Here is a 13082-nt window from a genome sequence, read left to right on the forward strand (position 1 = left end):
GCTTCTCCTGTCATTCTGCGAAAATTCTGACATCGGCGGCATCCCAGCCGAGTTCGACCTGGTCGCCCGACGAGACCGGCCGGCGGTCGGCGGCATCTGCGGTGACGCGCACCAGGAACGGCTTTGGCGACAGGGGCGTGCGGACATGCAGCTGCAGGTCAAGCCCGTGATAGGCCAGCGCGTCGACCGTGCCGGTGATGCGGTTGGCGGTTTCCACCGATGGGAATAGCCGGATGCGCTCAGGGCGCACCGAAGCGACAGCGGATGCGCCGGGCGAGAGCGTTGCCGGAACCTTGCCTGATATGCGTGCGCCATTCGTGGCCACAACGCCATCGGCGGCGGCTTGGCCCGGCACGAAATTCATCACGCCGATGAAGTCGGCGACGAAGCGATCGGCGGGGTGTTCGTAGATCGCGTGCGGCGTGTCGCATTGCAGCAATCTGCCGTCTTTCAGCACCGCCATGCGGTCGGCCATGACGAGCGATTCCTCCTGGTCATGGGTGACGATGACGAAGGTGATGCCGACCTCGTGCTGCAGGCGCTTCAATTCCAGCTGCATGGCGCCGCGCAGTTTCTTGTCGAGCGCGCCGAGCGGCTCGTCGAGCAGCAGCAGGCGAGGCCGCTTGACCAGCGCGCGGGCAAGCGCGACGCGCTGCTTCTGGCCGCCCGACAATTGCTCCGGCTTGCGGTCGGCGAAGGGGACGAGCTCGGTCGTCGCCAGGATGGCATCGACGCGGGAGCGGATTTCAGCTGCCGGCAAACGTTCCATCTCCAGGCCGTAGGAGACATTGGCGCGAACGCTCATATGCGGAAACAGCGCATAGGATTGGAACATGAGATTGACCGGCCGCTTGTTGGGCGGGGTTTTGGCGATGTCGCGTCCGTCGAGCAGGATGCGCCCGTCATTGGGCGTCTCGAAACCGGCCAGCATGCGCAAGAGCGTGGTCTTGCCGCAGCCGGACGGGCCGAGCAAAGCGAAGAACTCGTTCTCGCGGATGTCGAGCGAGATGCCGTCGACAGCCGTCACCCTGCCGAAATTCTTCGACACATGATCGATGGCCAGCAGAGTGCGGGGTTCGCTCATTGGCCGATGATCCCACGGTTGAGCCGCTGCGACAGGGTCAGCGCGGTGATCGAGACCGCCATGACGATGGTCGCCAGCGCGTTGATCTCCGGCGTGATGCCGAAGCGGATCATGGCGTAGATCTGCATCGGCAGCGTCGTCGAGGCGCGGCCGGCGCCAGCGGTGAAGAAGGCGATGATGAACTCGTCGACCGAGAGCGTGAAGGCGAGCAGCGCCCCTGCAATCACCGCCGGCGCGATGACCGGCAATGTCACCCGCCGGAAGGTGGTGAGCGCGGAGGCGCCGAGATCGGCGGAGGCCTCGACGATCGACCAGTCGAAACTCTTCAGCCGCGCGCGCACCACCGAGCAGACGAAGGCGAGGTTGAAGACGACATGGGCGAGGATGATGGTGTGCAGGCCCATCGTCAGGTTGAGCATGGAGAAGAACGAGAGCAGCGCGATCGCCAGCACGATGTCGGGAATGATCATCGGTGCGAAAATCAGCGCTTCGAGGGCCTTGCCGTATTGCCGGCGCATCTCGATGCCGATCGCCAGCAGCGTGCCGAGCAGAGTGGCGATCGCGGTCGAGACCAGCGCCACGATCAGCGTGTTGAGGGCCGCGGACAGGATCGCCGAATTGCCGGCCAGCGAGGCGTACCATTTCAGGGAGAAGCCCGACCACGCTGTCGGCAGCCCGCCTTCGTTGAAAGACAGCGCCACCAGCACGGCGATCGGGATGTAGAGGAAGGCGAAGACGAGGCTGAGCACGAACCAGAGCGTACGCCGCGTGCCGGGAGAGCGCTCAGCCATCGGTGTTACCGCCGGCTTGCGTGACGTGACCCGAGGCGCGATTGGCGGCCAGCGCTTGCGCCGTCAGTACCAGAAGCATGATGGCAATCAGCGCCATCGCCAGTGCCGCCCCGAAAGGCCAGTCGTTGGCGGTCAGGAACTGGTCGTAGACGAGGTTGCCGATCATCTGGAAGCGGCCGCCGCCGAGCAGCGCGGGCGTGACGAAATTACCGATCGACAGCACGAAGACGAAGACCGCGCCGGCGGCGATGCCCGGTACGGTCAGCGGCAGGACGACACGACGGAACGTGGTGGCTGCCGAAGCGCCGAGATCACGCGAGGCCTCGGCGAGTTCCGGGTTGAGACGCGACAACGGTGCGTAGCAGGCGAGGATGACGAAGGGCAGGTAGTTATAGACCAGGCCGGCGATGACGGCGCCTTCGGTGTAGAGCATCGACGGCGGCTCGCCGGTGTAGCCGAACCAGCGCAGCAGCTGGGTAATCAGGCCTTCGCGGTTGAGCAGCACGATCCAGGCATAGGTGCGGATCAGATAGTTGGACCAGAACGGCAGCACGGCGAAGAACAGGAACACTGGCTGCCACCGGCGCGGTGCCGCCGATATCGCGTAGGCGGCAGCATAGCCGATCACCACCGCGATCAGGGTCGCGGTGCCGGCGATGCGCGCCGAATTGAGGAAGATGCCGGCATAGAGCGGGTCGAAGACCAGGCCGAAATTCTCCAGCGTGAAGGTGTATTCGATGCCGCCATAGATGCCACGCCGGAAGAAGGCGAGCGCCAGTACCAGCGCGCACGGCACCACCATCAAGGCCGCGAGCCAGGCCAGCGCCGGGGCCATCAGCAAGGAGGAACGAAGTCTGGTTGAGGACACGATTGGGTACCGCATTCAGCGGCCGACGGCGGAAACCCGCCGTCGGCCGTGGTCTCTGATGTGCCGCCGCTTACTGCGCAGCCTTGATCTCGCTGACGATCTTCGAATAGTCGCGCTGGGCGTCGCCGACGTCACGCAACTGCTCGAATTTGACGAGATCGGCCACCGGCATCGCCATGTTGGGGAATTTTGCCAGAAAATCGGCCGGCAGGCTCTCCATGGCCGGCTTGTTCGGCACCTTGTAGTCGATGTTCTGCGCCGCCCAGGCGTGGTTCTTGGCGTCGAGCATGAAGTTGATGAACTGGAAGGCGGCGTCCTTGTTGGCGGAGGCCTTCATCACCACCATCGTGTCGACCCAGAGGTCCGAACCTTCCTTGGGAATGACGTATTTGATCTCCGGCTTTTCGGCGATGCCGTAATTGCACCAGCCGTCCCAGGCCTGCACCATCAGTGCCTCGCCGGACACCAGCTTGGAATAGAAGGTGGTGTCGTCATAGGCGAGCAGGGTCTTCTTGGCCGAGATCAGCAGATCCTTGACCTCGGCCATCTTGGCCGGGTCGGTTTCGTTGACCGAATAGCCCTTGTCGAGCTGGCCGGCGGCCAGCAGCCAGCGGTCGGTCGCCAGCATGGTGGTCTTGCCCTTCAATTCGTCGGAGGGCGCGAGCAGGTCGCTCCAGCTGGCCGGTGCGACCTTCATCAGATCCGAGCGATAGCAGAGGCCGGTGGTGCCCCAGGTGTAGGGCACCGAGAAGGCATTGCCGACATCGTGCGGCAGCTTGGCTGCTTCCGGATAGAGGTTGGCGAGGTTGGGGATCTTGGCGTGGTCGATCGGCTCGGTCAGGCCGAGCTTGTTCAGCACCTCGGCGAAGGGTGAGGAGACAAAGACCACGTCATAGCCCTTGCCGCCGGCGGCGATCAGCTTGCCCATGATCTCTTCATTGGTGGCATGCACCACCACTTCGCCCGAAACGCCGGTTGCGGTCTTGAAGGCGGCCATGGCGTCGAGTGCCATGTAGCCGTCCCAGTTGGAAATGACGAGGTCGGCAGCCGTCGCCGGCGCGGACAGCGCCAAGGCCAGGCCAAGTGCGATCGAAGATGTTTTCAGCGCACGGCGCCGCAGGCTGGTAGCGGTCATGACAGACTCCCATTCGGTTGATCGTCGAATTTCATTCGCCGGACCAACGCTTGCGACCCTTGCCGCTGCCTCGATCCTGTTCCCTCGGTCTTTTTCTCGCCGATTGTGTTGACAGTACTATTGCAGAAAAAAGTACGTCAATCCATAATTTGTCAAACGACCGAGGAAACTGGCCGATTGCGTCCGTTCGGGCGATCGGTCAAAGCAATGCGGTCATCCGTTTTCCGCTGGACCAGCCATGCAAGCCGCAGCCAGACGACCCCGCACCAACCATCTTGATCTGGCGCAGCGCATCCTGGATGTGGCGCGCCAGCGCGGCTTCGAGCCCGGTACACGCTTGCCCGAGCAGCAGATCGCGTCGCTGTGCAATGTCTCGCGCACGCCGGTGCGGGCGGCACTCGGCCTGCTCGCGGAACGGGGCGTCGTGCGTTGGGAGGCGGAATCCGGTTATCATCTGGCCATCGACCTCACCGCGCAGGCTTCGGTCGCCACGGAATTGCCCGCTGCCGAGGAGGACGAGTTGGCCGAGGCGATCCTGCGCGACCGCTCGGCGCGGCGACTGGACCAGACGGTGACCGTCGCGGGATTGATGCGGCGCTACAGTGCCGAGCGCAAGACGGTATTAAAAGCGTTGAACAAACTGACCGAAGAGAATCTGCTGGATCGTGCGCCTGGCCAGTCCTGGCTGTTTCGGCGCACGCCCGACGATCCGGAAGCGCAAGGCGACAGCTACGAGTTCCGCTTGCTGCTCGAGCCCGCGGCCATCCTGACGCCCGGCTTCAGGCTGGACGGCGCGCGGGCGGCGACGTTGCGCCAGGCTATGGAAGCGCTGGTGACGTTGCCGGACGCCGCCTTCGACACACGCGAGTTCCAGCGATTGGACATCGATTTTCACGGCATGCTCGCCGAGGGCAGCGCCAACCGCTTCATCGCCGACGCGCTCGCCGATCACCTCAGGCTGCGCCGGCTGCCGGGCATCTATGCCGGCGTCAACGTCTTCCGATTGCGGCAATCGCTGCGCGAACACCTTGTCATACTCGACCATCTTGAAAGCCTGCAGTATGAGGTGGCTGCCGATCTGCTTCGCATTCATCTGCGGCTCTCCCGCAACCAGCGACCGCAAGCGGCCAGCCGCGGGGCTCCCGCGCTGTTCGGCACGATCAGCCGGCCGGAATGACGAGGATTAATTGACGCGTAAAGCCAGCCCGACCATCGCGCTGTTTCCCGAAGCAAGCTTCGGCGCGGCGTTGAATTGCGTCGGCATCGCTCAGGCTCTGCGTGCGAAAGGCGCCCGGCCCGTCTTCATCTGCCATGCCGGTTTCTCCGGCGTCTTTGCCGACTATGGTTTCCAGGAATACCAGCTGCCAACCGACGAGCCGCTGAGCGAGAGCCAACGCCAGAGCTACTGGCAGGCTTTCGTGCGCCGGCACCTGCCGCATTTCAGGCTGAGCCCGATCGACCAGCTCGAGACCTATGTCGCTCCGACCTGGCAGGCCATCGTCGACACCGCGGTCAATGCCGAGGCGCCGCTGCGCCAATTGCTGGCACGGCTCAAGCCGGATGCCGTGGTGCTCGACAATGTCATCATGTTCCCGGCGATCGCCGCCGCCGGCTGTCCGTGGGTGCGCGTCGTCTCCTGCGCCGAGACCGAGCTGCCGGACGCCAATGTGCCGCCCTATCTGTCGGGGCTTGGCGTGGACGACCCGCAACGCGCGGCGTTCGAGGCCAGGTATCTGGCGGCTTGCGCGCCGGCGCATGACCGCTTCAACCGCTTCCGGGCGGATGCCGGACTGGGGCCGCTGCCGAAGGGTCAGTTCCTCGAGACGTCGCCCGATCTCAACCTGCTGCTGACGCCGACGATCGTGCGCCGCGAGCGTGCCGAGCCGCTCGACCCCGCGCGCTTCGTCTATCTCGAGGGCTGCGTGCGTTCTGAAGGGCCGTTCGAGGTGCCGGTGTTCCCGCGCAATGGCGGGCCGCTGGTCTATGTCAGCTTCGGCAGCCTGGGTGCCATGGATGTCGGCCTGATCGAGCGCATGCTGGTGGTGTTCGACAGGCTGCCGGCGCGCTTCATCGTCAATGCCGGCGGCCTGCGCGACGCTTACCGCGCGGTGCCGGACAATGTCTATCTCGACGCCTGGTTTCCGCAGCCCTCGGTGGTGGCGAAGTCGGATCTGTTCATCCATCACGGCGGCAACAACAGTTTTTGCGAAGCGCTGCGCTTCGGCGTGCCGTCGCTGATCATGCCCTATTGCTGGGATGGACACGACAACGCGCAACGCGCCGAAGAGACCGGCACCGGCGACCATATCGGCCGTGACGGCTGGACCGAAGGAGTGTTGGAGAAAGCCATTCTCGGCCTGCTGGCCGACGATGCCATGCGCGCCCGCCTCAAGGACAATGCAGCCCAAATGGCGCTGAAACCCGGAACGGATGCGGCCGCGCAAGCCATACTCTCTCTGATACGGATTTGAACGAAATGCCTGACAACAACACGAACATCTCGCTCTCCAGCGGCACCGATGCCAAAGCCTGGCTGACCCGGCACGGCATCAACGAAGTCGAGTGCCTGGTGCCCGACATGAACGGCGTCCTGCGCGGCAAGGCCTTGCCGACGGCCAAATTCCTCCAGGCGCTTGAAGACCGCGCGCTCTATCTGCCGAGCAGCGCTTTCCTGGTCAGCATCGACGGCCGCTATTCCGGCTCGATCGACGAGGGTTTTGCCTATTCGGATCCGGACATGCGCATGGTGCCCGATGTATCGACGCTCTGCCTGGCGCCGGGTGCCGCTCCCGGCAAGGCCTATGTCTTTGCCGATGCCTTCCATATGGACGACCGGCCCTGGATGGCTTCGCCGCGCCATGTGCTGCGCGCCGTGCTCGATCTCTACGCCAAGCGCGGCTGGCGGGCGGTGGTGGCGCCCGAGGTGGAATTCTATCTCACCGCGCCCAATCCGGATCCGGACCGGCCGCTGACCGCCCCGGTCGGCGCCAATGGCCGCGCCGAGACCGTGCAGCATCCCTACGATATGGCCGGGCTCGAGGAGTTCGAGCCGGTGATCCGCCGCATTTACGATTATGCGGCGGCGGCCGGCCTGCCGCTCGACACGCTGATCCATGAGTCGGGAACCGCGCAGTTGGAGATCAACTTCCTGCATGGCGATGCGCTGCCGCTGGCCGACAAGGTGCTGCTGTTCAAGCGGCTGACGCGCCAGGCCGCGCAGCAAAGCGGCATGCACGCCACCTTCATGGCCAAGCCGATCGCCGCACAGGCCGGCAGCTCCATGCATCTGCACATGTCGGTCATCGACGAGGCCGGCAGGACTTTGTTTGCCGGCAGCGACGATGCCGACACCGCAATGTTCGGCCACTTCATCGGCGGCCTGCAGAAATATGTCCCCGAAATCATGCCGCTGTTCGCGCCCAACGTGAACTCGTTCCGCCGCATCAGGCCGAACCACAGCGCGCCGGCCAACATCGAATGGTCGCACGACAACCGCTCCTGCGGCCTGCGCGTGCCGGCCGGCGGCCGCGCCGCGCGGCGGGTGGAGAACCGGCTTCCGGGCGCGGATTCCAATCCTTACCTGGCGATCGCCGGCTCGCTGCTTGCCGGCTATCTCGGCGTCGAGCAGAAACTGGCGCGCTCGCCCGAGGCGTCGGGCAATGCCTACAAGATCAAGAGCACGCTGCCGAAGACGATGGAGGAGGCGCTCGATCGTTTCGAGGCTTGCGGCCCGGTGCGGGAACTGCTCGGCGAGGATTTCTTCCAGACTTATCTGCGCGTAAAGAGCGTCGAGCTCGACCTGTTCCAGGGCGTGGTGACGAGCTGGGAACGCGACCACCTGCTCTTGAAGGTGTGATCATGGCTTCCAGTTCAACGGGTTTCAATTCGGGCCTCGATATCGGCAAATCCTATTATGTCGCCACCGCCAATCCGGCGCCGGACCATCCGGTGCTGGTCGGCGACGTCGAAGCCGACCTGGTGGTCGTCGGCGGCGGCTGCACCGGCCTGTCGGCCGCCCTTCACGCCGCCGAGTGCGGGTTGAAGGTGGTCCTGCTCGAAGGCGGCAAGATCGGCTGGGGGGCGTCGGGCCGCAATGGCGGCCAGATGATCCCCGGCCTGCGCAAGGGCGCCAAGGGACTGGTCAAGCTCTACGGGCCTGAGCGGGCAAAGGTGCTGTTCGATCTTGCCTTCGAGGCGCGCGGGCTGGTGCTCGACATCATCGAGCGCCATGCCATCGATTGCGATCTCAGGCTGACCGGCCATCTGGTCGGCGCGGTCAACGGTTCCGACCTCAAGGATCTCGAGGAAGAGGTCGAGTGCCTGGCTACGGTGATGAAGTTCCCGCACGCCGAAATCCTGTCGGCGGCGGAAGCCCGAGCCAAGGTCGACACACCCTATCATGGCGCGATGTATGAGCCGCTCGGCGGCCACATGCATCCGCTGAACTACACGCTCGGCCTTGCCCGCGCGGCGATTGCTGCCGGCGTCGTCATCCATGAGAATTCGGTGGCGGTGAAGCTGGAGCGTGAGCCTTCGATCCGGATCTCGACGGCAAAGGGATCGGTGCGTGCAAAACATGTCGTGCTGGCCGGTGACGCTCTGCTCGATGGGCTGGAGCCGCGCGTCAACAGCCGCATCATGCCGGTTGGCAACTACATCGTCGCCACCGAGCCGCTGGAGGGCAAGCGCAATGTCATCCCGGCCAATGTCGCGGTGTCCGACACACGCTTCGTCGTCAACTATTACCGGATGTCGGCGGACGGCCGGCTGCTGTTCGGCGGCGGCGAGCGCTACACGCCGTCACCGCCGGCCGATATCGCCGGCTTCGTGCGGCCGCATATGGAAGCCACCTTCCCGCAACTTCAGGGCTGCCGCATCGATCACGCCTGGGGCGGGCTGGTGTCGGTGACGACATCCAGGCTGCCGCATGTCGGGCACTATGGCGAGGTCTATTTCGCGCATGGCTATTCCGGCAAGGGCGTCATCCTGTCGACGCTGTCGGGCAAGCTCCTGGCCGAGGCGATCGCCGGCGACGCCTCGCGGCTCGATCTGTTCTCGACGCTCACCCCGATGCCATTCCCCGGCGGCACGGCGCTGCGCGGTCCACTCTATGTGCTGGGCATGCTGTGGTATGCCATGCGGGATCGCATCAAGCATTGAGGGTCGGCGGGGCGGCGGCGAATTGCAAAAACGCCGCGATCCTTCGCGCCCCCCTCAGTCCTGCCGGACATCTCCCCCTCAAGGGGGGAGATTGGCAGATTGGTGGCTTCGCCCATTCCTGCGTCGTTGGAGATTGGCGAAAGCCGGCGTGACGTCCGATCTCCCCCCAAGAGGGGGAGATGCCCGGCAGGGCAGAGGGGGGCGCTGTCCCGCCGACGGTGAAGGTTGTTGGAGAAGGCCTCTTAAACCACAAAAAAATCTTCAATCCGCTGCCTGGCCTCCAGCAGCGCCGGCAGAATCTCCCGCTCCATCTCCGCGACGGAGAACCGCGCCGACTGCGTCGAGACGTTGATGGCCGCGACCGTGCGTTCTGCGCGGTCGCGGATCGGCACGGCGATCGAGCGCAGGCCGAGTTCCAGTTCCTCGTCGACGATGGCAAAGCCGTCCGCTTTCGCCTTGCCGATGGCGTTGGCTAACAAACGCCTGTCGGTGATCGTCTTCGGCGTCCGTCTCTCGATCGTCGCCTGGCCGAGGAATGCGTCCAATTCCTGAGGCGTCAGACCGGCAAGCAGGATGCGTCCCATCGAGGTGCAATAGGCCGGCAGCCTGGTGCCGACATCGAGCGACACGCTGAGGATGCGGCGGCCGGGAATACGGGCGACATAGACGACATCGGCACCCGACAGGATCGCCGCCGAACAGGCCTCGTTCAGCTGTGCGGCGACAGCGCGCATGATGGGTGCGGCGAAGGCCCAGAGCGAGGCGCCGCCGAGCCAGGTGCGGGCGATCGTCAGCAAGCGTGGCGACAGCGAGAACACGCGGCCGGCTTGCGTTGCATAGCCGGTGGCGGTGAGCGTCAGCAGAAAGCGGCGGGCGCCGGCGCGGGTCAGGCCCGCTTCCTCGGCCATTTCGGTCAGCGTCATGCCCGAGGGATGCCGAGCCAGGATCTCCATGACGGCAAGGCCGCGCTCGAGCGAGCCGACATGATCACGGGAAGCGGCTTCTTCGTCCATCTCAACTCCGCGGAACGGCATCGACGCCAGGATTGACTCCGCGCCCTCGCCCAGCGTAGAGAGTATCACATACAAAACATATGTTCGCAATACGAACTTTTTGAACCCGGAGCCGATGCGATGGTCAAGTTCCTGCCGCTCAAACAGGCCGTTGCGGAGAATTTGAACGATGATGACACGGTCGCCTTCGAGGGTTTCACCCATCTGATCCCGACGGCGGCGGCGCATGAGGCGATCCGTCAGGGTTTTCGCGACCTGACCCTGGTCCGCATGACGCCGGACCTGATCTACGACCAGATGATCGGTATGGGCATGGCGAAGAAAATTGTCTTCTCCTATGTCGGCAATCCCGGCGTCGGCCTGCTGCGGCGCGCCCGCGACGCCATCGAGAACGGTTTCCCCAGATCGATCGAGATCGAGGAGCACAGCCATGCCGGCATGGCCAATGCCTATGAGGCGGGCGCGGCCGGTCTGCCCTGCGCGGTGTTTCGCGGCTATCGCGGTGCTGGCCTCGCGGCGGTCAATCCGAACATCAAGTCTGTCACCTGTCCGTTCACCGGCGAGGTGCTGGCGGCTGTTCCTTCGATCAGGCCTGACGTCACCTTCATCCATGCGCAGAAGGCCGACAGACAAGGCAATGTGCTGGTCGAAGGCATCATCGGCATCCAGAAGGAAGCGGTGCTGGCGGCCAAGCGAGCGGTGGTGACGGTGGAGGAAGTGGTCGACAATTTCGACGATCTGCACCCCAATCTGACCGTGCTGCCGCGCTGGACGATCGCGGCGATATCCGTCGTGCCAGGCGGCTCGCATCCGTCCTATGCGCATGGCTATTATGCACGTGACAATGCGGCCTATCTGGAATGGGACGAGATCGCTGCCGACCGTGAAAAATTCCAGGCGTGGATGCAGGCCAATGTCTTGGAGAAGAGCGCCGGCGATTTCGCGGCCCGGGTCGAGCATTTGAGGAAAGCGGCATGAGCGACAATCCATTGGGTTTCACCCCCAACGAGATGATGACGATCGCCGCCAGCAGGGCGCTCAGGAATGACGATGTCTGCTTCGTCGGCATCGGCGCACCGTCCGCGGCCTGCAATGTGGCGCGGCTGACACATGCGCCTGACATCACGCTGATCTACGAGAGCGGCACGATCGGCACCGCGCCCGATGTGCTGCCGCTGTCGATCGGCGACGGCGAATTGTGCGAGACCGCCGTCACCACCGTCGCGGTGCCGGAGATGTTCCGCTACTGGCTGCAGGGCGGCCGCATCTCGATCGGTTTTTTGGGGGCGGCGCAGCTCGACAAGTTCGGCAACATCAACACCACGGTCATCGGCGACTATCTCCATCCCAAGACCAGGCTGCCTGGCGGCGGCGGTGCGCCGGAGATCGCGACCTCGTCGAAGCAGATCTACATCACAATGGCGCAGACCAAGCGCGGCATGGTCGAGAAGATCGACTTCTTCACCTCCTTCGGCCATGGCGAGGGTCGCGATCATCGCAAGCGGCTTGGCATCGACACATCAGGTCCGACCTTGCTGATCACCGATCTCGCCATCTGGAAGCCGGATCCGGTGACCAAGGAATTCACCGTCGTGTCGTTGCATCCGGGCGTCACCCGCCAGCAGGTGCAGGAGAGCTGTGGCTGGGTGGTAAAGTTCGCGGAGGCGCTTGACGAAACACCGGCGCCAAGCGAACTCGAATTGAAGACATTGCGCGACCTGCAGGCCCGCACCAAGGCGGCGCATGAGGGAACCGGAAAAGCAAAGGCTGCATGACATGGCCGAGGCCTATATCTGCGACTACATCCGCACGCCGATCGGCCGCTTCGGCGGTTCGCTGTCTTCGGTACGATCAGACGATCTTGGCGCGATACCGCTGAGGGCGCTGGCCGAGCGCAATCCGGGCATCGACTGGCAGGCGATCGACGATGTCGTCTATGGCTGCGCCAACCAGGCCGGCGAGGACAATCGCAACGTAGCGCGCATGGCGCTGCTGCTGGCCGGGCTGCCAAAGGAGGTCCCGGGCTCCACCGTCAATCGCCTGTGCGGCTCCGGCATGGATGCGCTGACCATTGCCGCCCGAGCCATCAAGGCCGGCGAGGCGGAGCTGATGATCGCGGGCGGCGTCGAATCGATGAGCCGGGCACCCTTCGTCATGCCCAAGGCCGACACGGCGTTCTCGCGCAATGCCGAGATTTACGACACCACCATCGGCTGGCGCTTCGTCAACCCGCTGATGAAGAAGCAGTATGGCGTCGATTCCATGCCGGAAACCGGCGAGAACGTCGCCGAGGATTTTTCGGTGTCGCGGGCCGACCAGGACGCCTTCGCAGTGCGCAGCCAGAACAAGGCCGTCGCCGCACAAGCCAATGGAAGATTGGCGAAGGAGATCACCCCAGTGACCATCCTGCAGCGCAAGGGCGATGCGCTCATTGTCAGCAAGGATGAACACCCCCGCGCAGGCTCAACGGTCGAGGCGCTGGCCAAGCTGCCGACGCCGTTCCGGCAGGGCGGCACGGTGACGGCCGGCAATGCCTCCGGCGTCAATGACGGCGCGGCGGCGCTGATCGTTGCCTCCGAGGCGGCGGTGAAAAAGTATGGGCTGACGCCGATCGCCCGCATCCTCGGCGGGGCTGCCGCCGGCGTGGCGCCGCGCATCATGGGCATCGGCCCGGTGCCGGCGACGCAAAAACTCTGCGCGCGGCTTGGCCTGACGCCAAAACAGTTCGACGTCATCGAGCTCAACGAGGCCTTTGCCTCGCAAGGCATCGCCGTGCTGCGCCAGCTCGGCATTGCCGAGGACGCCGAACACGTCAACCCGAATGGCGGCGCCATCGCGCTCGGCCATCCCCTGGGCATGTCGGGCGCCCGCATATCCGGCACGGCGGCGCTGGAGCTTCGCGAGCGCGGCGGCCGGTATGCGCTTGCCACCATGTGCATCGGCGTCGGCCAGGGCATCGCGATCGCGCTGGAACGGGTCTGATCGGCAAGTCTCTCCGGCTAACTTCGAGAATCCGGTGCGGTCAAATTTG

At 64.6% G+C, this 13082-nt stretch carries 12 protein-coding genes; 7 read left to right on the plus strand and 5 right to left on the minus strand.

What is annotated here, in order from left to right; all coding sequences use genetic code 11:
- Positions 1-10 precede the first annotated feature (10 nt).
- From MESCI_RS05395 to MESCI_RS05410, 4 genes are all read right to left on the minus strand, one after another.
- Positions 11-1084 carry an ABC transporter ATP-binding protein gene (locus MESCI_RS05395; RefSeq protein ID WP_013528943.1) on the minus strand — a complete coding sequence of 358 codons (1074 nt, stop codon included), beginning with the start codon at positions 1082-1084 and terminating at the stop codon, positions 11-13.
- Positions 1081-1875, minus strand: a complete 795-nt coding sequence (locus MESCI_RS05400) for an ABC transporter permease (protein ID WP_013528944.1) — start codon at positions 1873-1875, stop codon at positions 1081-1083. The genes MESCI_RS05395 and MESCI_RS05400 overlap by 4 nt, the downstream gene beginning before the upstream one ends.
- Entirely contained in the window at positions 1868-2710 is an 843-nt protein-coding gene (locus MESCI_RS05405; RefSeq protein WP_013528945.1) for an ABC transporter permease, read from the minus strand. The genes MESCI_RS05400 and MESCI_RS05405 overlap by 8 nt, the downstream gene beginning before the upstream one ends.
- 103 nt (positions 2711-2813) lie before the next feature.
- Positions 2814-3878, minus strand: a complete 1065-nt coding sequence (locus MESCI_RS05410; protein ID WP_013528946.1) for a polyamine ABC transporter substrate-binding protein — start codon at positions 3876-3878, stop codon at positions 2814-2816.
- Positions 3879-4116: 238 nt separating this feature from the next.
- Here MESCI_RS05410 and MESCI_RS05415 point away from each other — a divergent pair, with 238 nt between their 5' ends.
- Genes MESCI_RS05415 through MESCI_RS05430 form a run of 4 tightly spaced genes read left to right on the plus strand, consistent with a single transcriptional unit; the run spans position 4117 to position 9038 of the window.
- Positions 4117-5055, plus strand: coding sequence for a GntR family transcriptional regulator (locus MESCI_RS05415; RefSeq protein WP_013528947.1), 939 nt, complete (start codon positions 4117-4119; stop codon positions 5053-5055).
- Between the two features lie 10 nt (positions 5056-5065).
- On the plus strand, positions 5066-6349 hold the full coding sequence (locus MESCI_RS05420) for a nucleotide disphospho-sugar-binding domain-containing protein (RefSeq protein ID WP_013528948.1): 1284 nt from the start codon (positions 5066-5068) through the stop codon (positions 6347-6349).
- 5 nt (positions 6350-6354) lie between these two features.
- Positions 6355-7734 (plus strand): glutamine synthetase family protein, encoded by a 1380-nt coding sequence (locus tag MESCI_RS05425; protein WP_013528949.1) that lies wholly within the window; start codon positions 6355-6357, stop codon positions 7732-7734.
- Between the two features lie 2 nt (positions 7735-7736).
- The gene (locus MESCI_RS05430) at positions 7737-9038 is read left to right on the plus strand and encodes an NAD(P)/FAD-dependent oxidoreductase (RefSeq protein ID WP_013528950.1); all 1302 of its coding nucleotides are present in this window, start codon (positions 7737-7739) and stop codon (positions 9036-9038) included.
- 242 nt (positions 9039-9280) lie between these two features.
- Here MESCI_RS05430 and MESCI_RS05435 read toward each other — a convergent pair whose 3' ends face one another.
- The gene (locus MESCI_RS05435; RefSeq protein ID WP_013528951.1) at positions 9281-10051 is read right to left on the minus strand and encodes an IclR family transcriptional regulator domain-containing protein; all 771 of its coding nucleotides are present in this window, start codon (positions 10049-10051) and stop codon (positions 9281-9283) included.
- Between the two features lie 120 nt (positions 10052-10171).
- Between MESCI_RS05435 and MESCI_RS05440 the strand changes: the two genes are divergently transcribed.
- Genes MESCI_RS05440 through pcaF form a run of 3 tightly spaced genes read left to right on the plus strand, consistent with a single transcriptional unit; the run spans position 10172 to position 13033 of the window.
- Positions 10172-11029 carry a CoA transferase subunit A gene (locus MESCI_RS05440; protein ID WP_013528952.1) on the plus strand — a complete coding sequence of 286 codons (858 nt, stop codon included), beginning with the start codon at positions 10172-10174 and terminating at the stop codon, positions 11027-11029.
- Positions 11026-11826 (plus strand): CoA-transferase subunit beta, encoded by an 801-nt coding sequence (locus tag MESCI_RS05445; protein WP_013528953.1) that lies wholly within the window; start codon positions 11026-11028, stop codon positions 11824-11826. The genes MESCI_RS05440 and MESCI_RS05445 overlap by 4 nt, the downstream gene beginning before the upstream one ends.
- Before the next feature lies 1 nt (position 11827).
- On the plus strand, positions 11828-13033 hold the full coding sequence (gene pcaF, locus MESCI_RS05450) for a 3-oxoadipyl-CoA thiolase (protein WP_013528954.1): 1206 nt from the start codon (positions 11828-11830) through the stop codon (positions 13031-13033).
- Positions 13034-13082: the final 49 nt, after the last annotated feature.

This window comes from Mesorhizobium ciceri biovar biserrulae WSM1271 (genome assembly GCF_000185905.1).
Taxonomy (GTDB): domain Bacteria; phylum Pseudomonadota; class Alphaproteobacteria; order Rhizobiales; family Rhizobiaceae; genus Mesorhizobium; species Mesorhizobium ciceri.

Bases quoted from the DNA above. Each gene is read 5' to 3' on its own strand.
- MESCI_RS05395 (WP_013528943.1), bottom strand. From the start codon at position 1,084: ATGAGCGAACCCCGCACTCTGCTGGCCATCGATCATGTGTCGAAGAAT.
- MESCI_RS05400 (WP_013528944.1), bottom strand. From the start codon at position 1,875: ATGGCTGAGCGCTCTCCCGGCACGCGGCGTACGCTCTGGTTCGTGCTC.
- MESCI_RS05405 (WP_013528945.1), bottom strand. From the start codon at position 2,710: ATGGCCCCGGCGCTGGCCTGGCTCGCGGCCTTGATGGTGGTGCCGTGC.
- MESCI_RS05410 (WP_013528946.1), bottom strand. From the start codon at position 3,878: ATGACCGCTACCAGCCTGCGGCGCCGTGCGCTGAAAACATCTTCGATC.
- MESCI_RS05415 (WP_013528947.1), top strand. From the start codon at position 4,117: ATGCAAGCCGCAGCCAGACGACCCCGCACCAACCATCTTGATCTGGCG.
- MESCI_RS05425 (WP_013528949.1), top strand. From the start codon at position 6,355: ATGCCTGACAACAACACGAACATCTCGCTCTCCAGCGGCACCGATGCC.
- MESCI_RS05430 (WP_013528950.1), top strand. From the start codon at position 7,737: ATGGCTTCCAGTTCAACGGGTTTCAATTCGGGCCTCGATATCGGCAAA.
- MESCI_RS05435 (WP_013528951.1), bottom strand. From the start codon at position 10,051: ATGGACGAAGAAGCCGCTTCCCGTGATCATGTCGGCTCGCTCGAGCGC.
- MESCI_RS05440 (WP_013528952.1), top strand. From the start codon at position 10,172: ATGGTCAAGTTCCTGCCGCTCAAACAGGCCGTTGCGGAGAATTTGAAC.
- MESCI_RS05445 (WP_013528953.1), top strand. From the start codon at position 11,026: ATGAGCGACAATCCATTGGGTTTCACCCCCAACGAGATGATGACGATC.
- pcaF (WP_013528954.1), top strand. From the start codon at position 11,828: ATGGCCGAGGCCTATATCTGCGACTACATCCGCACGCCGATCGGCCGC.